At 56.9% G+C, this 23,521-nt stretch carries 15 protein-coding genes and 5 pseudogenes; 10 read left to right on the top strand and 10 right to left on the bottom strand.

Annotation, left to right across the window (positions count from 1 at the left end; all coding sequences use genetic code 11):
• Positions 1-1,747: 1,747 nt before the first annotated feature.
• The 3 genes from ACQZ40_RS16385 to ACQZ40_RS16375 form a co-directional block, all read right to left on the bottom strand.
• On the bottom strand, positions 1,748-2,848 hold the full coding sequence (locus ACQZ40_RS16385) for a Fic family protein (protein ID WP_142914004.1): 1,101 nt from the start codon (positions 2,846-2,848) through the stop codon (positions 1,748-1,750).
• A gap of 182 nt (positions 2,849-3,030) precedes the next feature.
• The gene (locus tag ACQZ40_RS16380; protein ID WP_142914003.1) at positions 3,031-4,185 is read right to left on the bottom strand and encodes a site-specific integrase; all 1,155 of its coding nucleotides are present in this window, start codon (positions 4,183-4,185) and stop codon (positions 3,031-3,033) included.
• The gene (locus ACQZ40_RS16375) at positions 4,185-4,472 is read right to left on the bottom strand and encodes a DUF7673 family protein (protein ID WP_142914002.1); all 288 of its coding nucleotides are present in this window, start codon (positions 4,470-4,472) and stop codon (positions 4,185-4,187) included. The genes ACQZ40_RS16380 and ACQZ40_RS16375 overlap by 1 nt, the downstream gene beginning before the upstream one ends.
• Positions 4,473-4,551: 79 nt before the next feature.
• On the opposite strand from ACQZ40_RS16375, the pseudogene ydiJ reads away from it, so the two are divergent.
• Positions 4,552-7,449: pseudogene (gene ydiJ, locus ACQZ40_RS16370) on the top strand (D-2-hydroxyglutarate dehydrogenase YdiJ); the annotation flags it as partial.
• Positions 7,450-7,575: 126 nt separating this feature from the next.
• On the opposite strand, the gene ACQZ40_RS16365 reads toward ydiJ, so the two are convergent.
• The 6 genes from ACQZ40_RS16365 to ACQZ40_RS16340 form a co-directional block, all read right to left on the bottom strand.
• Positions 7,576-9,330 (bottom strand): thiamine pyrophosphate-binding protein, encoded by a 1,755-nt coding sequence (locus tag ACQZ40_RS16365; protein WP_142914000.1) that lies wholly within the window; start codon positions 9,328-9,330, stop codon positions 7,576-7,578.
• Between the two features lie 128 nt (positions 9,331-9,458).
• A complete protein-coding gene (locus ACQZ40_RS16360) occupies positions 9,459-10,712 on the bottom strand; it encodes an NAD(P)/FAD-dependent oxidoreductase (protein ID WP_142913999.1) in 1,254 nt (417 codons plus the stop codon).
• A 194-nt stretch (positions 10,713-10,906) separates the two neighbouring features.
• Positions 10,907-11,683: an amino acid ABC transporter ATP-binding protein gene (locus ACQZ40_RS16355; RefSeq protein ID WP_142913998.1), complete on the bottom strand. Its 777-nt coding sequence runs from the start codon at positions 11,681-11,683 to the stop codon at positions 10,907-10,909.
• Between the two features lie 19 nt (positions 11,684-11,702).
• Positions 11,703-12,362 carry an amino acid ABC transporter permease gene (locus ACQZ40_RS16350; RefSeq protein WP_142913997.1) on the bottom strand — a complete coding sequence of 220 codons (660 nt, stop codon included), beginning with the start codon at positions 12,360-12,362 and terminating at the stop codon, positions 11,703-11,705.
• Positions 12,363-12,430: 68 nt separating this feature from the next.
• Positions 12,431-13,117: an aspartate/glutamate racemase family protein gene (locus tag ACQZ40_RS16345; protein ID WP_142914081.1), complete on the bottom strand. Its 687-nt coding sequence runs from the start codon at positions 13,115-13,117 to the stop codon at positions 12,431-12,433.
• A 100-nt stretch (positions 13,118-13,217) separates the two neighbouring features.
• Positions 13,218-14,063, bottom strand: coding sequence for a transporter substrate-binding domain-containing protein (locus ACQZ40_RS16340; protein ID WP_080794731.1), 846 nt, complete (start codon positions 14,061-14,063; stop codon positions 13,218-13,220).
• A gap of 204 nt (positions 14,064-14,267) precedes the next feature.
• Here ACQZ40_RS16340 and ACQZ40_RS16335 point away from each other — a divergent pair, with 204 nt between their 5' ends.
• From ACQZ40_RS16335 to ACQZ40_RS16320, 4 genes and pseudogenes are all read left to right on the top strand, one after another.
• Positions 14,268-15,176 carry a LysR substrate-binding domain-containing protein gene (locus tag ACQZ40_RS16335; RefSeq protein ID WP_142913996.1) on the top strand — a complete coding sequence of 303 codons (909 nt, stop codon included), beginning with the start codon at positions 14,268-14,270 and terminating at the stop codon, positions 15,174-15,176.
• Positions 15,177-15,347: 171 nt separating this feature from the next.
• Positions 15,348-15,581, top strand: a pseudogene (locus tag ACQZ40_RS16330) (transposase); the annotation flags it as partial.
• 230 nt (positions 15,582-15,811) lie between these two features.
• Positions 15,812-17,173 (top strand): IS110 family RNA-guided transposase, encoded by a 1,362-nt coding sequence (locus ACQZ40_RS16325; RefSeq protein WP_142913995.1) that lies wholly within the window; start codon positions 15,812-15,814, stop codon positions 17,171-17,173.
• Positions 17,174-18,067 (top strand): annotated as a pseudogene (locus ACQZ40_RS16320) (IS3 family transposase); the annotation flags it as partial.
• A 574-nt stretch (positions 18,068-18,641) separates the two neighbouring features.
• Here the strand turns inward: ACQZ40_RS16320 and ACQZ40_RS16315 are convergent.
• Positions 18,642-18,776 (bottom strand): annotated as a pseudogene (locus tag ACQZ40_RS16315) (ABC transporter permease); the annotation flags it as partial.
• Between the two features lie 9 nt (positions 18,777-18,785).
• Between ACQZ40_RS16315 and ACQZ40_RS16310 the strand changes: the two are divergent.
• From ACQZ40_RS16310 to istA, 5 genes and pseudogenes are all read left to right on the top strand, one after another.
• Positions 18,786-19,514 carry an ATP-binding cassette domain-containing protein gene (locus ACQZ40_RS16310; RefSeq protein WP_142913994.1) on the top strand — a complete coding sequence of 243 codons (729 nt, stop codon included), beginning with the start codon at positions 18,786-18,788 and terminating at the stop codon, positions 19,512-19,514.
• An 84-nt stretch (positions 19,515-19,598) separates the two neighbouring features.
• Positions 19,599-20,393: a TIM barrel protein gene (locus ACQZ40_RS16305; protein ID WP_448748290.1), complete on the top strand. Its 795-nt coding sequence runs from the start codon at positions 19,599-19,601 to the stop codon at positions 20,391-20,393.
• A gap of 23 nt (positions 20,394-20,416) precedes the next feature.
• Positions 20,417-21,436 (top strand): Gfo/Idh/MocA family oxidoreductase, encoded by a 1,020-nt coding sequence (locus ACQZ40_RS16300; protein ID WP_448748289.1) that lies wholly within the window; start codon positions 20,417-20,419, stop codon positions 21,434-21,436.
• Between the two features lie 97 nt (positions 21,437-21,533).
• Entirely contained in the window at positions 21,534-21,818 is a 285-nt protein-coding gene (locus ACQZ40_RS16295) for a MurR/RpiR family transcriptional regulator (RefSeq protein WP_142914335.1), read from the top strand.
• 466 nt (positions 21,819-22,284) lie between these two features.
• Positions 22,285-23,521, top strand: a pseudogene (gene istA, locus ACQZ40_RS16290) (IS21 family transposase); the annotation flags it as partial.

The raw sequence follows: 23,521 nt of genomic DNA, 5'->3' as shown, positions 1-23,521 counted from the left end.
CAATTGTAAAGTCCGATGATCTGCTGGGTACCGATGACGCAAAGCTGGCTGTCGCGTTTAGCCGCTGGGGATGCCTTCCCGCTGGTGTGTGAAGGCATCGGCATGATTGATCTGAGTATTATGAAGTGGAACCAAACTGGAGCTGGGGTTGATCGGTTAGCGAGTAAGGCGCTAGCGCCGAGTTTTTTGCTCTTATGGGGATGGCGAAGCCCGAAGCAACGCTGCCCGCCAGCGAGCGTCATCATCGCAAGCGAAGCTTTTTTGCGAAATTCTTCGGCAGAATATGCACTTAGAAAAATGGCAATATCCGTTCATGTGCACGCAGGCCTGATGGGTGCTGCTGCTAAAGTCCCCTCCCCTGTGGCGGCTCCAGCGTGCCGGTTGTCGATCGCGTAGTCAGAGAGCTTTGGCCGGCATCGTGGCGCCGGATTAATATGTGCGGCGATCATTTGAGCAGGGTGGATCTCACCGCAACTTTCTTGAGCTTCTGTCGCTTGCTTGTTCGTGGAGACGCGGGGTTAAGCGACCGAGTCGTTATTTGTTTTTAGGCGCATCGTCGTTAGGACTTTGGGGATCAGTCCTTAAGAAGCGAGCCGCGCTGGATTGATTTACAGATTTCGTGCTCGGATTTGACCTCTTACAGCAGGCCAACTGGGTGAGAGATTTGAGATAGATCAACGGAGCCCGCAGTTTTACGAACCCTACGACCCTCAAGTTTCCGATCTGGGTCGGTGACCAATTGTCTGCCTCATGAATCCTTAGTCCCTAACCTGTAGAGAATTCCGCCGCCCGAATGCTGTCTGTCACCAAGGCGGGGTAGAGCAGGTCCACTACCCTGCTCGTTCGACGACCATCATGATCGGCAAATGGATAGATCGTCTTGCCTGGAAACGCATCAAGGCGAATCGGATATAGGGTAGGCCGCTTTTAAGGTCACGGCGGACAGAAATGGATGCTTATTTTGTAAGTCGGTGAGTGGCTAGTCTCTCTGCTTCTGCCACTGCGGCAGTTCTGGTTTTGAAGGGGCCGATGTCGTTTTCTTGCGAGTCGGGCAGCCACTTCGGCAGAAACCACCAGCCCCCGGGGCGATAACTGGAGCTGCTTCTCACTGAGCCGATGTTCTTGGCAAAGAGCCAGCCAGAGTCTATCCCGTCCTGTTCCCATAAGATGCTCTGCTCTGTCACGGTGCACGCCTGTTCCTACGTCGCGAACATTTTATCGGCTCTATATGGCTAGGGCAATAACTCATCAATCCGACTTTGGGGTGGGCGTTTACGATCTTGGTACGCACACTGTCGAGATGGCCAAGCAAATTAACTTTGAGCCTGGTGGTCTCGGTGAGCGAAGCAATAATTCACTCGCTGTTCGGCTGCGGGTCTGAGCGCAAATAATGCGTTCTTGCGATTTAGAGCAGTTGGCCTGACGGATCACCCGGTGAGGTTGGAGTCGATCTCCATACAAGTGTCGTTAATGAAGTAGGTCGTAGGATCCAAAACCGCTGGAGTGAACTCAAAACTGGATAAAACTTGGGGGCAAGGTCAATCCCAGCATGACAAGGTGTAGTGGTTCGCCTTCGGCCAACTTTGCTTTCTGGCTGAACATGTGACCGACAGCAGGCCGGTAGAAGCGTATGGGCCGAATATGTCGTTGGTAGAGGTACATCGCCAAGTCATGTCGATGGGGCCGCCATTTTTCGAGAACTGACCACTGTGCAGGAATCAAGCGCCGAATAAGGCGGGAGCGTATGCTATAGATTTAGCGCGTAGCGCGTATGCCTGCGCTCACCTGTACGCGTCAGCGCACCTTTCAATACCAGATCACGTAGATCGCGTGTCGCAGTCGCAGGAGAGGCCTGAGTGATTGAGACATAATTTTCAGCGCTCAAACCACCTTTGAAGCCCGAAGGCCCTTCGCGGAATATGCGAGCGATAGCCTTTTCCTGCCGTATATTAAACTGATCACGGAACCGGTCGTAGAAGCGTGCTTTGGCGATGTAGAAGGCAACTCGTTCGAGAGTGGTTTGCTGCGCCTTGAGAATTGTCTCCGCGAAGTAGATGAGCCAGTCGGTGATATCGAGCTTCCGCTGATTGAGTTCCAACTGATCGTAATAGGTCTTGCGACCCCGCTCTATGGTATAGGCAAGCGCAATCAGGCTTGGTTGTCCGAGATTCTGTGCAAATGACTTTTCCGCAAGAGCGCGGCCAAGTCGGCCGTTTCCGTCTTCAAACGGATGGATGCTCTCAAAATAAAGATGACCTATCCCGGCGCGCGTCAGGGCTGGAGTGGGAGTCTGGCCGTCAGGGGCTGACCTGTTGAACCAATCCAGATAGGCGGTCATTTCCGCTGGAACTTGGCGCGAGGGGGGCGCCTCGTAGTGTATGGTAGGCTTGTCATGCCGACCGGATACGATTTGCATCGCATCATCATGCGTCCGATATCCGCCGATTGTCCCAATATGGCGGTTGCCTGACATCAGCATGCTGTGCCAGCGAAACAAGGTCTTGTCTTCAAGAGGTGCTGACCAAGTCCTATAAACGTCGACCATCATTTCGGCGACGCCGCGTTCTTGCGGCTTGACCGGCCGAGCGTCGGCATCCAGACCAAGCTGACGGCGCAAAGAGGACTGTACGCTCAAGCGATCGAGCATTTCGCCTTCGATCTCCGAGGTCTTAACAGCCTCTTCGCTGAGAAGCTCGATGCGGAGGAGATCACGGTCCTTGCTGTCGAAATGACGGATGGCGCCAATAACTTCTCCCGACGCGCGCTGAAAACAGCTCTCGAAAGGTTCAAGCAGAGCCATATCGTAGGTGAATTTTGGCCAACCTTGCTGTGTCCAGTTCCATTTCATGATCGATAAGCACCCTTTCTATCGATCATATATCCCAATTATATGATCGATAGCAATGCTCTCTATTCATCACGGGGTGGGTCCGCAAATCGAGAACTCACAACGGGTTGTCACTCGTGAGGCAGACTTGCGGGTCTGATTTTAAAAGCAGAATCTACTCATTCATTTCGAATGATGCGTCATCAAAGCATACGCGCTGCCCGTCCACTTCGTCTGGTGGCGCTGTTGTAGTAACTGGAGGCCTGCTGAACTGATCGGTGACGCGATTGTTCCATGGCCTCAGGGAGAGGAATGCCGCGGTTGGCGGCCTCTGTCAGATACCCCGATCGCAGGCCATGCGCTGAGAACTCTCCGGGCTCCAGCCCGGCCATGGTCGCCCGCTGCTTGATCATGGCATTGACCGACTGCGGATCGAGCGCTCGCTTCGAAACCGTCCCCCAACGCCCGATCGCCCGAAACACGCTCCCCTTGTCGATCTTGGCAGTCGCCAGCCAGGCATTCAGCGCCTCGACCGGCCCGCCGGTGAGATAGACGAGCTCATCCTGCTCGCCATTGGTCGTCTTGGTCCGGCCGAGGTGAATCGCCAAGGAGGGGAGGGGAGAACCTTCCGGCATCTCGATGGGCGCTTCAGGGCTCAACTGTTCGATACGAAGCCCGGCGATCTCACTACGGCGACGGCCGCCGGAGGCGAAGGCGACCATCAGGATCGCCCGGTCGCGCAGATCGCGCAGGCTGCCGGCGGCGCAGGTCGCCAGCAGTTTTGCCAGCACGTCGCCGGTGACTGCCTTGGCGCTCTTACGACGGCGCGTCCGGGGAACGGCACGGACCGCCAACCGGATCGCCTGTTTGAGGGCAGGGGAGGCGAAGGCACCGGAAAAACCACGCCATTTGGTCAAAGTCGACCAACTCGCCAGCCGCCGTCGTACCGTATCAGGTGCATGCGGGCCGATGGATTTCAGGAAGCCTTGACGCCTGAGATTTTCGTCGACCTCGGATGGCATGCCGTGCTCCGGATCGGTAGCACGCTTTTCCGGATCCCATAGATGATGGGCGACGAATTTGAGCAATAGTGCTTCAGGTGCTGGCCAGGGCAGGGACTGTCCGGTGGCGGCCAGGCCCCAAGCCTCAAGATAGGTGAGATCGGAGGTCAGTGCCCGTAGCGTATTGTCGCCCATGCCCTGGTTGACGAGGTGTTTTAACGTTTCGACATCGTGGTCGCTCAGAAGCTCGGCCAGTTCGTCCCGGCGCTCGATCGGCAGCACCGAGGCGATCGTGTCGAGCTCAACGGCACGGCGCTCGACGCTGGATAGGGCGGCGGATTTCTTTGGGGACGCCATCAGTCGATCTCGACGTGCGGTCGCCAGCGGCGGATGATCTGGATGATCTCCGGCTTGTAGGCGTCCGGATAGGAGAGCGTTTCTTCGCGCGCCATCCAGGTAAAGACGGTGACCATGTCGTCGCAGATTTCAGGATCGAGATCGGCGAGGTCTGTCAGGTCGAAGCCGCCATGCACGTTGGCGTTCCACCAGGCAAGGATGAAATTGGCCACGCGGCAGCTCTGTCCGGTATCGCCGTGGGCGACGTTGAGCAGCTTTTCGAGGGCGAAGCGGACGCGATCTTCCATGTTTTCGGAGCCTTTGCTGAGCGTGATTTAGCCCAGATTCGACGGATTCGGGGCCTCTGTCAATCTACCAGCGATAAGCGATACCTACCAGATGGAGCCTGCCGGGGTGCTTTTTCCCGAAGATACCGGTGACCTGAAAATTGTTGCCAAGGTTCTTTCAGAGCCTGCCTTTCGCAGCGTGGTCATCGCGCCGCGCGGCGGTGGCACCGGCACCAACGGTCAGTCGCTGACATCAGGCGTCGTGGTGGATTGTTCCCGCCACATGCGTCGGATCCTTGAGATCGATCCTGTGACGCGGGTGGCTCGTGTCGAGGCGGGTGTGGTCAAGGACCAGCTTAACCGGGCACTCAGACCCTATGGCCTGTTCTTTGCACCGGAACTCTCGACTTCGAACCGCGCAACCATAGGCGGCATGATTTCCACCGATGCCTGCGGCCAGGGATCTTGCCTCTATGGCAAGACCTCCGGCCATGTGCGCGGCCTGCGCGTGGTGCTCATGGATGGCTCGGACCTGTGGTCACGCCCGCTGGATAGCGCCGCATTGGCTGAAACGATGGCCCGTGATGACCGGACAGGTGAAATTTATCGCACTGTCGAGCAGATTACGCGCGAAAAGGCCGCCCGTATCCGCGAGATTTTCCCCGATCTTAACCGCTACATGACGGGTTACGACCTTGCCCATGTGCGGCGCGACAATGGTGATTTCGATCTCAACGCCATTCTATGTGGCTCGGAAGGCACGTTGGCGATGATCGGCGAGGCCGAACTCAATCTGCTGCCGATCCCCGCGCATGTGGCGCTGGTGAATATCCGCTATGGCGATTTCAACACGGCGCTGGAACACGCACGCGAATTGACTGCCCTCATGGTGGCTTCGGTCGAGACGGTCGACGAGAAGGTTCTCGGCCTCGCGAAGGGCGATATCGTCTGGAACGGTATCGCCCGTTTCTTTCCTGACGATATCCAATGCCCAGCCAACGGTATCAATATTGTCGAACTGCTGGCCGATGATGAGGACGAGCTGGAGCGGCATCTGGCGCAGGTCATTGCAGCGCTCGACACTGACGCCAGCCACCGGGGATATACCATTGCCCGTGGTCATGATGATGCCGAAGCGATCTGGGCGATGCGCAAGCGCGCCGTCGGTCTGCTGGGCAGTGTCGACGGACCGGTGAGGCCGGTGGCCTTTGTGGAAGATACGGCCGTGCCGCCGCAGAACCTTGCGGCCTATATCCGGGAGTTTCGGGCGCTGCTCGATGATGCCGGCGTGTCCTACGGCATGTTCGGCCATGTGGATGCGGGCGTTCTGCATGTACGTCCGGCGCTCGACCTGACCCGCGATGATCATATGCCGATGGTGCGCCATATCAGCGATGCCGTGGTGGCGCTGACCCGCAAATATGGCGGCGTGTTGTGGGGTGAGCACGGCAAGGGCGTGCGTTCGGAATATGTGCCGCAGTTCTTTCAGGACCTTTACCCTGATTTGCAGCGCATCAAGCAGGCGTTCGATCCCGATAATCGTCTTAACCCCGGCAAGATCGCCGCGCCAGCTTCACAAGCCCTGTTGAAAATCGACGAAGTGCCGCTGAGAGGAGGCGTTGATCGGGTTATCGGCAACGAAATCCGATCCGCTTTCGATAATGCCGCCTATTGCAATGGCAACGGTGCCTGTTTCGACTTCGATGAGACCAGCCCGATGTGCCCGTCCTACAAAGCAACGGGCGATAGACGCCAGTCGCCGAAGGGTCGGGCGATGCTGATGCGGGAATGGCTGCGATTGCTTGCCGAAAAGGGAACCGATCCGCGAAAGGAGGCTGCGGCGCTGCGCGTCGGAATTGCGGCCTTGCCGGCATTTATTCGCCGGGCGGCAAACACGCTCAATCCGGCCAACAAAAGCGATTTCTCCCATGAAGTGCGTGAGGCCATGGACAGTTGCCTGGCCTGCAAGGCCTGTGCAGGCCAATGTCCCGTAAAGGTTAGTGTGCCTGCGTTTCGCGCCAGGTTTCTGGAACTCTATTACAGCCGTTATCTGCGCCCGTTGAAAGACCCGCTGGTTGCCGCCATCGAAACCACCTTGCCAATTATGATGCGGACTAGGCCGCTCTATAACCTCGTGGCCGGAACCGGGCCGGGCCGCTGGTTGCTGCGTATGGCTGGACTGATGGCGCTGCCATTGCTGCCGGCAATGCCGCTTGCCGACCAGGCACGTCGCCTCGGCGTCGCGACCGCCACCCGCGAGCGGATTGAAAACCTCACCCAGGCCGAGCGGGAGAGGGCGGTGGTGTTCGTGCCAGATGCGTTTACCGCGTCGTTCGATCCGGATGTGGTGCTTGCGGCCGTGAGGATTGCCCGCAAGATGGGTCTTTTGCCTTTTCTTGCCGAGCCGCAGATCAATGGCAAGGCGCTGCATGTGCATGGTTATCTGGAGCGTTTCGAGCATGCGGCGGCGCGAACGGCGCGTTATCTCCAGTCGATTGCCGATCTCGAGGTGCCGCTTGTCGGGCTTGATCCGTCGATGACGCTGGCGTTTCGCAGCGAATACAGATCTTTGCCCGGCGCCGGATTGAAGTCCACGGTTCTTTTGCCGCAGGAGTGGCTGGCTGCACAAACCGGGCGGCTTTCGGCAAACCTGCCGCGGGAAGAAGGCGCCAGCTTCGGACTGTTACTGCACTGTACCGAACGCAGCAATATTCCCGCCTCGGCAGGCCAGTGGAAACGGATTTTCGAAGGGCTGGGAATAAGCCTCGATATCATCGATGTCGGCTGTTGCGGCATGGCGGGAACCTTCGGCCATGAGGTGCGCAACCGCGCGATATCTAAAAAGCTTTACGGCATGAGCTGGTCGACGCCGGTGTCAAATGCAAACGGGAATAATGTGGTCATGGCCACGGGCTATTCCTGCCGCTCGCAGGTGAAGGTGATCGACGGGAAATCGTTGCCGCACCCCTTGCAGGTGATAGATCGGCTTATCGGCTAAAAAGACCCATTTGAAAAAAAATATAAGCAGAGGGCCGGGAGCCGACCAATGCGGGCGATTCCTCGACGCCAATCCCGCTACAAAAGCGCCGGTGAACTGCACCGGCGCTCTGGTTTTGTGCTCCGCTCAGAAGTAGCGGACTTCCTCGGCTTCGATGCTTAGCGGGTCCTTGCCGCGCTTGGTCAGCCACGAATAGACAGGCGGAACGCGATCTGCGATCGATTCAACGTGAATGTCGATCAAGCATGGGCCGGATGTATATGCAAACGCTTCGGCCAGCGCCTTGTCGAGTTCTTTCGAATTGGTCGCGGTCCAGGCCTTGACGTCAAATGCTTCCGCAATTGCCTGCCCGCGCGGCGGCATGAAATCCACGCCGAAGCACTGGTTGTGTCCCTTCAGGCGGTGCAGCCCCTTGATCCAGCCGAAGGTGCCGTTGTTGAACAGCAGGAGAATGGCGGGAACCTGAAGGCGTACCAAGGTTTCAAGCTCGCCTACCGTCATGCCGAACGAGCCATCACCGAACATGCCGATCGGCCGCCGGTCCTTGTTCGCAAACCACGCTCCAACTGTGGCTGGCAGCGCAGACCCCAGGCCGCCGAACGCGCGCGGTATGGCAAATCGGGTCCTGCGGTCTTTCAGTTTCAGGAAGCGGGTCATGTGCGGGGTTGGCGTGCCCGCGTCAGAGTAAATATGGGCCGGTTTCCCGTAGGCCTCCAATGCTTCGTTAAAGCAGCGCACGGCCCGTTCGGGGCGCAGCGGAGCGGCTTCGGAGTTCAAGAGCGCTTCGGCATTCTCCCAGAAGTTGGCACGCAACCCGTTCAGTTCATCGACCCATTCCTGCGTCCTTGCCGCATCATGATCAATAGGGGCCATGTCGATGAGGCGTTGGAGCACAAGGCGTGCATCACCCTGTACCGATACGACATTTTCGTAGTTGTTGGCCATGATCTCAGGATCGATATCGATCTGGGCGACACGCTTGTTGAGCGTGATCTTCGGGAAGGTCCAGCCGATGGTTACGACCGAACCCATTCTTGATCCGACGAATAGGACAAAATCGGCGTGTTCCAGAGACCAGTTGGCATGCGGATGAAATCCGTTGTCGCCAATGACACCCACAGCCAGCCGGTGATCGTCAGGCATGGTGCCCTGGCCGGTCATTGTGGTGCAGACTGGAATATTCAGGCGTTCGGCAAGCTCCGTCACCTCCGGGCCGGCACAGGAGCGGTTGACACCGCCGCCCGAGACGATCAGGGGCTTCTTGCTGCTTGTCAGCATCGACATCACCGCATCCAGCTTGTCCTGTGGCGGAAGCGTTGGATATGCGGGAAACTGTTTGCATTCCGTCTCGACGTGAAGCGATACCCGCGCCGGGTCTACCTCGGCCAGCAGCATGTCTTCCGGAATCTGCAAATGGACTGCACCCGGTTTGCCAGAGCATGCAACGCGGAATGCGCGACGAATGATTTCCGGCAGTTTCTCCGCTGATTTTACCTGCACCGACATTTTTGTGATCGGGTCGAACAGGCGAGCACAATCCAGTTCGGTCAAGACGCCACGGCCTTCACCGGGGAGGGGTATGTCGATCGTCAGCAGAATGACGGGAACAGAGGATGAATTGGATTCGGCGACAGGTGGCAGCGAATACATGGCGCCTGCGCCTGATGGGCACTCGAAGACGCCGGGCTTGCTGGTGAAGCGTCCATAGGCGTCGGCCATGTAACCGGCAGAGCGTTCGTCGCGTGCCATAACGTGACGAATCTTGTCTTCTCGCTCCTGCAATGCCTCGTAAAAAGGAACGTTGGTGTCCCCCGGTACGCCGAATATCACTTCGACCCCATATCCGATCAGCATGTCCACTAGAATATCTGCGCCGCGCACGACGGTCTCCTTTCGCTACTTTAAAATTCAGTCACAACCTGCGTGGTTTTGAGGACGATCACGGTCACCGACTCATGCTGTGGGAAGCGTGACGGGATGTTTTCCCAATTTTCATGAGCCGGTCTCGCTCAGGCGAAACGCCTTGGCGAGAACGGCTCGATACCGGAGGTGGGCGCCTTGCCGCTCACCATGTCTGCGACAATCCGGCCAGTGATCGGACCGGATGCAAACCCGACATGCCCGTGTCCAAAGGCGTAGAAAACGTTGTTCGAGCGGGAGGAGGTGCCAATGACCGGCAAACCGTCCGGTGTGGACGGGCGGTGGCCCATCCAACGGTCGAGCTTCATCGCCGCGCGTGGCGTCAAGTGATCGTATGTGGCAAGGGCGTGCTCGATCAAAATATCGACACGTTTCCAGTTTGGTGGCGTCTCCACCGAAGCCAGCTCGACCTGTCCCGAAAGACGTAGACCTTTTGAAGTGGGTGTATTCGCCATCTTGCCATCGCTTGGCATGACTGGATACGAAGGCCCGTTTTCTTCGGAAACGAGAACGCCGTGATAGCCCCTCTCGGCTTCGAGCGGAATCCGGTCGCCAGCCTTGCGTGCGAGTGCTTTGGACCAGACACCGGATGCGATCACGGCCCTGTCGCATTCGAGGCGACCGTTATCCGTCTCGACGGCGATCAGGCTGTTATCATCGAAAACGAAACCGTTCGCTCGCGCTTTTACAAGAGTTGCGCCACGGGCGATTGCCGCGGAGACGATCGCTGCAACGTAAGCGCCGGGATCGACACAATGGGCGCCATCTTGCGCCAGAACCCCGAAGTTGTACCGATTGGAAAGGTGCGGTTCCCGTGCATGCAGTTGCCCGGCATCCAGTTCTTTCCAGCGCAAGCCTGTCATGGAGCGCAGGTGCCATGATAATTTCTCCGCCTCGAAATCCTGTCTGCCCGGATAAGCGTAGAGCAGACCTTCCTGGCGAATGAGATGGCTGAGGCCGAGTTCTTCAGCCAGTTTGAGGTGGCGTTGCGGGCTGTCTCCGAGAAGGGTTGCCAGCGCACGCGCGGTTTTCTCGACCCTGGCGACCGTCGAGCCGGCAATGAGAAACCTCACCAGCCAAGGCAGGAGCTTGATAATATGGCGCCAACTGATGACGAGCGGACCTTTTGGATTGAGCAGATAACTCGGAATCTGCTTCCAGAGACCCGGCATCGACATGGGTACGACCGATGCAGGGCTGATCCAGCAGCCGTGTCCATAGCTGGCGCTCTGGCGCCCACCCGGCTCACCGGCTTCAAGAATTGTAACCTGATGGCCGTCCCGGATTAATTCCAACGCCGCACTTGCACCCACTATGCCTGCGCCAATTACGATTACGTGCATGTCTATCATTCCCGAGCATTACAGCGGTTAGACGATCGCTGATCGATGGGCGCAAAAATCCGTCTCCTGCTGTGACGCGGAAGTTGGGTTCAACGCTTTTCGATCACTTTAATGGACCCCGGGGCAGAACCGGGATGACCTGTTTTTCAATTTACGTGCCAACCACGACCCGGCAGAAGGGGCGGTCGGTACAATCAGTTCGGACCAAGACCATTATGGAAATGGCTCAGGAAGGATCGCGTCGCCGGTTGAACGGGATTGTCGATCACCTGGCGCGCTTCGCCTTCCTCAACGACACATCCATCACGCATGAAGATGACACGATCCGCCACGTCGCGGGCAAATGCCATTTCATGCGTGACCAGCAGCATCGTCATGCCTTCGGCGGCAAGAGAGCGGATGACGGATAGAACCTCTCCCACCAACTCGGGATCGAGCGCCGAGGTCGCTTCATCGAACAGCATGACTTCAGGCTTCATCGCCAATGCCCGAGCGATTGCGACGCGTTGCTTCTGTCCACCGGACAAACTGTCGGGGGGAGCCGTTGACTTATGGGCGAGCCCTACCTTTTCCAGCAGTCCGCGGGCGATCTCCCGCGCCTCGGCCTTGGATTTTCGCAGCACCGTGATCGGCCCTTCCATCACATTTTGCTCGACGTTCATGTGCGGGAAAAGATTGAAGCTCTGGAAAACCATCCCTGTCCTTGCGCGGAAGGCGGCAAGCGCCTTGTCACCGGGCAGCTTCCGCGTGCTGGAAAAGTCAATTGCCTGGTCACCCACGCGAATGAAGCCCTGCTCCGGAACCGTCAGCAGATTGACGCTTCGCAGTAACGTCGATTTTCCTGAGCCGCTGGGGCCAATGAGCGCGACGACGTTTCCTTTCTTCACGTTCAGCGTGATATCCTTCAGGACTTCGAAGTCGCCGAAGGATTTTTTGACGCCGGAAAGCTCGATCATATTGTGTTCTGACATGATGATAAGCCTTTCGTGATCAGCGGCCTGCACGCGCTTCAAGCCTGTGAGCGAAGCGTGTCAGCGGGAAAAGGAGGATGAAATAGATGACTGCGATCATCGTGTAGGTTTCCAGCGGCCGATAACTTGCGGACGTGATCAACTGGCCCTGGTAAAGCAGATCCGGAACGGCCAAAACCGACAGAAGCGACGTGTTTTTCAGCTGTAGAACTGTCTGGTTCATCAAGGGCGGGATCATGCGGCGAAATGCCTGGGGTAAAACCACGCGCGCCATGAGCTGATGTCGCCTCATGCCAAGCGCGCGTCCCGCGTCCCATTGGCCAAGATCAACCGAAATGATGCCTCCGCGGATGATTTCGCCGAAAAATGATGCGCCATAAAGCGTCAACGTGATGAAGGCAGCCGCACCCGGCGACAACTCTATTCCGGTCAGAATCGGCAGCGCATAATAGCACCACACAAGCTGGACCAGGACCGGCGTGCAACGGAATATCTCGATGAAGCCCGTGATAAGCCCGCCGAGGATTTTTACGTTGGAAAGGCGAGCCAGTGCGACCAGACAACCGACGATCAAGCCTGAAACCGCAGTGCCAATCGTAAACCCGATTGTATAAAGTACACCCGTCCAGATCAGGCTCTGGTACTGTATGAGAAAACCGAAGTCCCATTGATATTGCATATCGTTCCCACTTTTTGTTTTACGCATTTCCGGACGGAAAACCGGCGTCCACTTTTCCTGGAAATGCTCTAGCGCGCTTCACCAATCGAGGCTCCTGCATGAAGCCACCGGCCAAGTGTGAGGATATCGAACACCGGAAGGCCAAAACGCTTCGATATCTCCGCTGAAAAAGGCGGCAAGTTCGTGCATTCAAATAGGAGCGCGCCGATGGAAGGCTGCTTGTCAACGAGATCCTGAACGGTCTGCAATAACTCGTTGCTGAGGGCCTCGCGGTCATAGGGCTTGCCACCCTCGATCAACTGGTGAAACGCGCCGCCTTTGGGCAGTCCGGTAACCGGAGGAATATCCTTGACGCCTGCTTCCCGGAAATGACGATCCGTCAGAGAGTTGAAATCATATGTAATCACTCCGACTTTCTTTCCAGCCGGAAGAAAGGCGGTGATCTGCGGAATTTGCAGCAGGCTGGAGGTTGCAACAGGGAGCGTGAGGCGGCTTGCGAGCGCGCTTTGCCGCAGCACCAGAAAACCGCATGATGTCGTCAATGCACAGGCGCCTTCTCTCGCCAGCTCTTCACCGGCAGCCACAAAGGCATCGAGCAAAACCGCATCGTCTTCGCCATTGACGATCGTTCTGGCGCTTGCCCCCTTGACCGTTTTGTAGACGACGGGGAACGGCCAGCTTCCCGCGTTGCCCACATCACCCAAAGGACGCTCGAACGTCGTGTCGAGCATCATGATACCAAGCGAGTTGGCCATGATTTCACCGGAAAATACAATGGACGCCGTGCCTGACGCGACGGCAGCTCCTGTTGGAAACAGGGACAGGATCACGCGTGACCCTGTCCACACCCGATCATCAGAACTGAATATCGGCCGGAATATCTTCTTTCTGAACGCCGACCAGATCGAGACTTGAAGTGATCCAGCTCGTCACCACGCCGGAAGAGCGATTGAACTCAAGCCAGTTGTCTACAAATGTCCGGAATCGTGAACTGTCCTCTGCACGAACGCCGGCACAGGTCGGCTGACGCACGATTGGACCGGGGACAACGATTTTGCCGACATTCGCGTTCTTCTTGACAGTTACCAATGACAACATTGCGACCTGGATGACAGCGTCAGCGCGACCGGTTTGAACCGAGAGTGTTGCTTCGTCAGGGGTCTTCAGCGCGACAAGTGTTGCTTTTGGCAGAACGCGACGGGCGAAAAGATCATGTGTCGATCCGATATCGACCGCGATGCGGATTTCCGGCTTGTTCAGCTCTTCCCAGGTCTTCGGCTCAAGGCCGGGCTTGGCGATGATAGTGAAGGTATTCTGCATGATCGGACGGGTGAATTCGACCACCAGTGCGCGTGACGGTGTGGGGCTGAGGCCGAACATGATATCGATCTTGTTGGCCTGAAGATCGAGAACCGCGTTGCCCCAGGTGGTTTCGCTGATTTCGACTTCAGCCTCGAGCGACTTTGCCAGATCGCGGGCCATGCTCATACAAAAGCCAGACCACTCACCGGTCGCGATATCCTTGTGATAATATGGTTCGGTTCCAACAATCCCGGCAACGCGCAGTTTCTTGCTGCTGCGTATGCGTTCAAATGTGGAGCCTGCGGCGGGTGCCTGTGCGACTGCAGGTGTAGCAAGAGCGGTTGCAACCGCGCCCGCACCGGCAAGTCCAAGGAGGCTTCCAAAATCACGTCTGTTCATGTCATCCCCTTTTTTACATTATTTGATGGTACTCCTGCTTCGGCGGGTTCCCAGTTATCCGCGTCGCAGTCTCGGCAGTTACCTTTTCCCTTCGGGTTACAGGCACGTTCGCCGGATGAGTCAGTCTTGACGATCTTGCATTTAAAACAAAACATCGAATAATCCACTTTGCATGAGTTTTAGTCATGATGAAGGGGTTGAGCATTGAGGCGGTATCTTCCATCACTTTCGGCGCTGCATGCCTTCGAAGCTGCTGCCCGATATATGAACTTCACGCGCGCCGCTGATGATCTCGGTCTCACGCAGAGTGGTATCAGCCGGCAAATCCGTAATCTGGAGGATTTTCTGGGGACTACCCTTTTTCACCGTTCAGGCCCACGTTTGGTGCTGACGGAAGTGGGGGCCAACTATTATCGCGACCTTGCGTTCACGCTGGACCGGCTTGAGGAAATCTCGATCGATGCGGTTCGGGGCCGTAGTGTGGATTCCTCCCTGATGGTGGGAACGCATCCAACTTTTGCGGCCCGCTGGTTGCCGCAAAGGCTGTCCACGTTCATCTCGGCATTTCCCGACATACCTCTTGAATTCACACTCGCGACCCCTGCGACAGATTTTGAAACGACACGTCTGGACATAACGGTATTGAGGGGGGCTGGCACGTGGCTTCATGCCCGCGCGATTGAACTTTTCCCTGAGAAACTTGCTGTCGTTGCAGCACCCAACCTCATTCCATTGGGCGAGAAACTCGATCCACTCGATTTTGCGAATTTCCCTATGATACAAAATGCCGGCAGGCCGAGCCTCTGGCTGAACTGGCTGCGTTTTGCCGGATTATCTTATAGCGGTCGTATTCAGGGAATACGATTTAGTCACTATGAGACGATCATAAATGCCGCAGTCAGCGGACTTGGTATAGCAGTCGTGCCGACGTTTTACATCGAACACGAAATTGCAAACGGGCAACTACATATGCCGTTCGGAGACGCTACACATTCCGACGATTCCTATTATGTCGTTTACCCTGAGAGGAAGGCGAACAATCCGAATATCGTGTTGTTCAGGGATTGGTTGATCAGGCAATCCCGTAGACACGGGAACAACAGGGTTACCTAAGCTCCAGTTTTCGCCATGGCGTGCACTCTGATCAAGCCTATGGGACGTAATGAAGATTGTCTTTCGACGCCGCAACGCTGGCAGCTCTCCTTAGTTCGTTGCGGTGGCTCTCTGAATAGCCCCTAGATTTGTAGACACCTTCTTTCCTAATTTTGAGGCAAGAAGAGCATCATGAGCAAATCGAATTTCAGCGAAGAGTTTAAGCGTGACGCGGTGCGGCAGATCACGGAGCGGGGCTATCCGGTTGCTGAGGTTTCGCAGCGTCTCGGCGTCAGCCAGCATTCGCTGTATGAATGGAAGAAGAAGTTTGCTGGGTCGGACTCCAAGGGTAACGACGAGGCCGAGGAGATCAGGCGGCTGAAGAAGGAACTGGCTCGCGTCACTGAGGAACGCGATATCCTAAAAAACGATCACGGGCTTTGGTCCGCCTGTGCGCGGTAGAAACAGGTCATGCTACGATCGCTGCCGGAGGGGAGTTGCCGACTGCTTATTGGAGGCGTTCGACCCCGTTAAAAAACGTGGCACATGGGCTGTTGCGAACTTGAGAGTGGTGACGCGGCTTCAGCCGCGATCCCGGTTAGGAAAATGACGAACTTGCGCGGCCCACCCCTTCCCCAAACAAAGGAGGAGAAGCCATGCCCAAGACAAGATCATCAGCCCCGCAGAACCTCACCCGTGTGAATCCGGGCGCAGCCGCCATCGACATCGGGTCCACTATGCATATGGCGGCGGTCAATCCGGACAGTGACGACATGCCGATCCGCGCTTTCGGCACCTTCACTCATGACCTGCATGACCTTGCCGCGTGGTTCCGTTCTTGTGGCGTCACGAGCGTAGCGATGGAGTCGACCGGCGTCTACTGGATACCGGCATTCGAGATTCTGGAGCAGCACGGATTTGAAGTGATCCTGGTCAATGCGCGTTATGCGAAGAACGTCCCCGGCCGGAAGACCGACGTCAACGATGCGGCATGGCTTCGCCAATTGCATTCCTATGGTCTGTTACGCGGAAGCTTTCGGCCAACCGCACAGGTCGCAACATTGCGTGCTTATCTGCGCCAGCGAGAACGGCTGGTCGAGTATGCGGCAGCTCATGTCCAGCACATGCAGAAGGCTCTGATGGAGATGAACCTGCAACTCCATCATGTTGTCTCCGACATCACCGGCGTGACCGGTATGAAGATTATCCGGGCAATCGTTTCCGGCGAGCGCGATCCCGAGGCCTTGGCATCATTGCGTGATGTTCGCTGCCACTCTTCTGTCGAAACAATCCGAGCATCCCTGATCGGTAACGATCGTGATGAACACGTGTTTGCGCTTTCCCAGTCACTGGCGCTCTACGACTTCTATCAATTGAAGATGCTCGAATGCGACCGCAAGCTGGAAACGGCGATTGCCATGATGACTGCAGAAGTCGAACAGCCGCGCGCGCCGCTGCCAAAAATCCGGACTAAGACCAAGCAGACGAATGCGCCATCCTTCGATGTCCGGGCCGCTCTATACGGCCTTACGGGCACAGACTTGACGCAAATCCATGGACTTGGCTCCTCGCTCGCCCTCAAGCTCATCGGCGAATGCGGAACGGATCTGCGAGCATGGCCCACCGCCAAGCACTTCACATCATGGCTCTGCCTAGCTCCCGGCAACAAAATATCTGGCGGAAGACTTCTCTCGTCGAAAACGCGCCGATCATCGAGCCGGGCAGCCGCACTCTTGCGGTTGGCAGCCACCACGATTGGCCGAAGCGACACGGCACTGGGTGCATTTTACCGACGTTTGGCAGGGCGCATCGGAAAGCAGAAAGCCGTGACGGCGACGGCACGTAAGATCGCGGTTCTCTTCTTCAATGCCCTTCGGTTCGGCATGGCTTATCGTGATCCTGGTGCGGCGGCATATGACGAGCGCCATCGCGGTCGAGTCTTGGCAAACCTGCAGCGCCGTGCTCGCTCTTTGGGATATCAACTTGATCCCATCCCCGATGCGGATAGTGTTTCTTAGGAAAGCGGCCGCGTATTTCGCCAGGGATGCAAAGTGAAGTACGCGTTCATTGCTTTGCATCGCTTGCAGTTTTCGGTGCGGACGATGTGCCGCCTTCTGCGGGTTCACCCGAGTGGATTTTACACCTGGCTGAAGAACCCGCTGAGCAGGCGAGCCAATGAGGACAAGCGACAGACCGATCTCCTCCTGAAGGCATGGGAAGAGAGCGGCAAGGTCTACGGTTATCGCAAGCTGCACGACGACCTTCTCGATCAGGGAGAGATGTGCTGCCCGAACCGGGTCGCGCGCCTGACGCGTCTCGCCGGGATAAAGGCGCAGATCGGCTACAAACGCCGTCCCGGCATCTATGGCGGCAGACCGTCTGTCGTCGTCGATAATAAGCTCGACCGGCAATTCGACGTAGCAGCTCCGGACAAGGCCTGGGTCACGGACATCACTTACATTCGAACCTGCGAAGGTTTCGCTTACCTTGCGGTTGTCATCGACCTCTATTCTCGCCGGGTCATCGGCTGGGCGATGCAGAGCCGACAGACCACGGACGTCGTATTGCAGGCTCTGCTCATGGCGGTGTGGCGACGCAAACCGAAAGACAAGGTGCTGATCCACTCGGATCAGGGCTCGCAGTTTACCAGCATGGACTGGGCCTCGTTCCTCAGGCACCACAATCTGGTTCACTCGATGAGCCGACGCGGCAACTGCCATGACAATGCGGTGGCCGAGAGCTTCTTCAATCTTCTGAAGCGAGAGCGGATACGGCGCAAAGTCTACCGTTCACGCGATGAAGCACGCCAGGACGTGTTCGACTACATCGAAATGTTCTACAACCCGAAACGCAAACACGTCAGGAACGGGATGCTGTCGCCCGTCGAGTTCGAGAAGCAGCAGAAAATCTAACCCGAGGGTGTCTACGAAACTCGGGGCTATTCACTCCCCAATTCGGCGTCTTTTCGGAGCATATCCTCAATCTCCGCCGCAGACACCTGCAAGAACTGACGTTTGACTGTTTTTTGCGGAAAGTGCAGGTATCTCAAGGTGGTTTGCCATTCGCCTGTAGGCCGTAAAACTAAGGCCCTCAACGAACTCTTCATCGACGACGAGACGTTAGGTGCCAGTTTCCAAATGTGCCATGAGGCTACTTAGTACGAATTGATGCACGAAAGTGATTTCGCTGCTTGTCGTTCTCTCTATCATGTCAGAATCCTCTTGTTTTCTTATGAACTGCCCCCCATTTCGACCGGACAGTCGGCATAAGCAGAAAGGTTCAAGTACAAGCTTGGGTATAGGCTTATGTCTAACGAGTATCGACACGTTGAATTGCTGACGGGCGATGTCCGCCGTAGGCGGTGGACAACCGAGCAAAAGCTGACGATCATTGAGCAGAGTTTCGAACCTGTGACCTGAGACCCGACTTCCCTCCAGTTTTCGGGAGGGTCTTGAGTTTTTTGCTCTGATCCCAAACCTTGGACCGCCAGAGACCCGGGAAGGCATCGCCTGAAAACAGCGGCGCAAGGGGACTGTCCGCAACAGCCTCTCTCATCCCGCGAAGCTGGGTTGAACCGCCGCTCGCCCACTTCAGGCCGACGAGCGTTAAGCCGCGAAGAACTTCGGCTCGATTATCGCACTCAACGGCGTTTCGCTGAGTGTCCACGAAGGAGAGGTTCTGTGCCTTCTCGGAGATAACGGAGCCGGCAAATCAACCCTGATCAATACTCTTTCTGGCGTTCACAGGCCGACATCCGGCGACTTCCTGGTCGAGGGCAAACAACATCTCTTTTCGGGGCCAAGAGATGCGCTCGATGCGGGGATCGCGACCGTCTACCAGGATCTGGCGATGATCCCACTGATGTCTGTCACAAGAAACTTCTTTATGGGGCGCGAGCCGTTGAAGGGCTTCGGTCCGTTCAAATACATGGACATGGAATTCGCGGATCGCGTCACCAGCGAAGAAATGAAGAGAATCGGCATCGATGTGCGCGAACCCGGGCAGGCCGTCGGCACGCTCTCCGGTGGCGAACGTCAATGCGTGGCGATTGCACGCGCTGTGTACTTCGGGGCAAAAGTCCTCATTCTCGATGAGCCGACATCTGCACTCGGTGTTGCGCAGACCTCCATGGTCCTGAAGTACATCGATCAGGTTCGCAGCAAAGGTCTGGGCGTGATTTTCATTACCCACAACGTCAGACATGCTTATGCCGTCGGCAATCGTTTCACAGCTCTGAACAGGGGAAAGACGCTTGGCACATTTGCCAAACACGAAATCGACCTCGATGGCCTGCAGAATCTGATGGCCGGTGGCAAGGAACTACAGTCGATCTCCGCGGAGCTGGGCGGCACCATCTGAAGACACTTGGAAACATGAATTTTGGCCCGGCGAATTCGCGGGGCCTTGGGACAGCCATATCCAAAATCCAGGGAACCACCCCAAATGAGCAGTACAAATAACACCCCGTTTCCGTTAGCCGCCTGCGCGGAGATGTTATGGCGGGACAAACCAATCGAATGGCGCGCCTCCCGATTGAAGGAGCAGGGATTTGGCGTCGGCCTCTGGAATTGGCCAGAACACGACATCAACAAGCTCGAAGCCACCGGTGCGACCTTCACAATTATGAACGGTTACCTGACAGGCCGCCTCACCGATGATGAGGGCGCAACCGAACTTTTGAGAACCGCGCGCGAAACGGCTCAGATCGGCAAACGTCTTGGCGTTCAGCGCCTCAACCTTCACGGCACAGGCCTCGGGGATCGTGGACTGCCGGTTCAGCCTGTCGAGGTCGTCACGGGAACCATGTGGCTGAAGGCTCAGGAGACGCTATGCCGTATCGTTGACCTCGCGGAAGAAGAAAATGTGGTTTTCACACTGGAGAACCTGAACCTTCCCGTCGATCACCCCGGCGTGCCGTTCGGGCGCGCCGAAGACACGTTGGCGCTTGTATCCAGCATCGATCACCCGCGTCTGCGTTTGAACCTTGACCTCTACCACGCGCAGATCGGTGAGGGGAACCTGATCGAACTTTGCCGCAGGAGCCTGTCGTGGATCGGTGAGATTCAGGTGGCTGACGTACCCGGCCGATTTGAGCCGGGCACCGGCGAGGTGAATTGGAAGGGGATCGCAAAAGCCCTGAGCGATATGGGCTACTCCGGCCCGATCGGGATGGAAGCTTGGGCATCCGGAGATGCCGACGCAGCGCTCGCTGCCTTCCGCGAAGCCTTCACTCTCTGATTTCAAAAACAGGACTAAAAATTATGACCAAGGTCAAAACAGTCAACGTCGGACTTATCGGGGCAGGGCGCATCGGTTCATTCCATGGGGAGAGTGTCGCAAGAAGGCTCGTAGACGCGGAGCTTGTGGCCGTCGCTGATCCCGCTCCCGGGGCCGCCGCAAAACTTGCAGACGCGCTGGGCGCCGACGCTTCTTATACCGACGTCGCAGAAATGCTTTCTCACCCCGGTCTGGATGCGGTCATTATTGCCACACCTGCACGCTTTCACACCAATATCCTTGTGCAGGCGGCGGAGGCCGGTAAAGCGATCTTCTGCGAAAAACCGATGGCACTCACGCTTGAAGATGCGGATCGCGGCATTGCGGCCGCCAAGGCCGCGGGTGTTCCCCTGCAGGTCGGTTTTAATCGCCGTTGGGACCAGGCATTTTTTGAAGGCCGCGCAGCGATCGACGCTGGAAAGATCGGTGCGGTTCAACTCATCCGGTCGCTGACACGCGATCCGGGTCCGTTCGGCGGTGATCCTGACAGTATTCCGTTGTGGACGATCTTCTATGAAACCCTTATACACGACTTCGACACATTGCTTTGGTTGAACCCCGGCGCAAAGCCTGTCGAAGTGTTTGCAATGGCAGATGCATTGGTTCGCCCGGATGCACGCGACAAGGGCTTCCTGGACACGGCGGTCGTCAATATCCGCTTTGACAACGGGTCTATTGCGGTTGCGGAAGCAAACTTCTCTGCAATGTACGGCTACGATATTCGCGGCGAAGTATTCGGCTCCGGCGGAATGGTCACGATGGGCGACGTACGACGTTCGAGCATGACGCTGTTCGACGCGACTGGCGTATCCAACGACACATGGCGGCGCGACACGGACCACTTCGTCCAAGCCTACACGGCGCAGCTTGCTTCTTTCGTTGAGGCGGCTCGTCGCGGTGTTGTTCAGAATGCACCCACGGGAGCTGATGCTCGCAACGCTCTGGCGATCGCCCTTGCTGCCATTGAATCCGTGTCGAGAAAACAGCCGGTTCCTGTGAGTTGAAGGCCTAGCTGACAGGGGCGCTGTCGGCCTCTGTCAGCACATATATGTTGGAAAAGTTCGTGACCAGAAGCCTGTTGGTGAGGCTAAGAGGATCATCATGGAAGCGAAAGCAGAAGTTCAGAAGCCAAAAACAGTTCTTGATCTGGAAAGCATGCTTGCGGTCCAAGGTGTGACGTTATCTTTCCGTCAAGAGCGAGTAGCGCGATTTGCGGTCGCCTATCCGGAAATCGTCGCCTTCGGTACAGCAAATTCCCTTGCTGTTCGTTGTTCAGTCACCCAGTCGACGGTGGTTCGGCTGGCAATCTCTCTTGGGTTTGAGAGTTATCGCGAATTCAGGCGCGTTTTTCGGCAGCACGTGAAAGTCAACGCAACCTACCGTTAGGTTATTGATTTTTGATTCTCGTCGCGCCTACAGTCAGAGAAAGCTGCTGTTGCCAGATTTGTTGGCCCGTATCTCGCCGCTCGGATAGGAGCACACATTCTCACCGGACAATATCGTTGGCCAAAGTATTGGCGTATGGCCTCTTCGCATCAGCCAAAGTCTCTTCGATTGAACTGTAAATCTCAGTATCGATGCCTTCAGCGAGCCAGGCAACGACGCTGAGGACATGCCCACGTCCGTCGATTTCGGACTACTCCTGTTTTGGCCCCTATTTATGAGTTGCTTGTTCCGCGTATTCGCGGCTCACATCAGCACAACAAGTTTGCCCAGTCTGTGACGTTTCCCCGTCTCTTCAAGAGCATCTTTAGCTTGCTCGAAACGGAACGGCGTGACGAGGGGACCGGACAGACGACGCAGTTCAACTTGCTCAAAGAGGCTGAAACGGCCTGCTTCGCGTCGTCGGGATATGCTGCCAGGTAATGTCGGATATCAACTAAACATCATCCGTCGGATGGCGCTGCGTGAGAAGCAGTCGATCCGGGAGATCAGCCGGCGCACCGGGCTGTCGCGCAACACGATCGCGAAGTATCTGAACGCCGGTACGATCGAGCCGACGTTCACGATACCGGAACGACCGAGCAAGCTTGATCCTTTTGCCGATAAGCTGGCGGCCTGGCTGAAGACCGAGGCCGGGAGGTCACGCAAACAGCGTCGAACTCTAAAGCAGCTTCATGCCGATCTGGTGGTTCTCGGCTTTACCCGCTCCTATGCTCGGGTTGCCGCCTTCGCCCGTGATTGGCGGGCTGACCGGCAACGTGAGCTGCAGACGACGGGCCGCGGCATATTCGTCCCGCTGTCTTTCCGCCCGGGCGAAGCATTCCAGTTCGATTGGAGTGAGGACTATGCCGTGATCGGCGGCGAGCGCACGAAGTTGCAGGTCGCACATATCAAGCTATAGCACAGTCGGGCTTTTCTGGTCAGGGCATACCTGCTGCAAACGCACGAGATGCTCTTCGACGCCCATTGGCATGGCTTCCGTGTGTTCGGCGGCGTGCCTGCTCGCGGCATCTACGATAACATGAAGACGGCGGTCGATCGCGTTGGCCGCGGCAAGGAGCGACAGGTCAACATCCGGTTCCTTGCGATGACGAACCACTACGTTTTTGCGCCAGAGTTCTGCAATTCCGCCGCAGGCTGGGAGAAAGGGCAGGTCGAGAAGAACGTTCAGGATGCCCGACCACGCCTGTGGCAACAAATGCCGGACTTCCCGGATTTGGCAACGTTGAACCTCTGGCTGGAACAGCATTGCCAGGACCTGTGGCGGGACACCGCGCATGGCACTTTGTCAGGCACGATCGCGGATGTTTGGGCTGATGAGCAGCCTGCTTTGATGGCATTGCCCGCCATGTTTGACGGCTTTGTCGAGCAGAGTAAGCGGGTCTCGCCAACATGCCTGATCACCTTCGAGCGTAATCGTTACAGTGTGCCAGCATCATTTGCGAATCTGCCCCGTGAGCCTACGGATTTATCCCGAGAGACTGGTCATTGCGGTCGAGGGCAATGTCCTCTGCGAACATCCGCGGATCATAGAGCGCAGCCACGACAAACCGCCGAGGACGATTTATGACTGGCGGCATTACCTTGCGGTCATCCAGCGCAAACCCGGAGCCCTGCGCAATGGTGCGCCTTTCCTGGAATTGCCG

Source organism: Agrobacterium sp. 16-172Ci (assembly GCF_053522725.1).
Note: the sequence above shows the minus strand (reverse complement) of the source record. Positions and strands in the feature narration are given on the sequence as shown.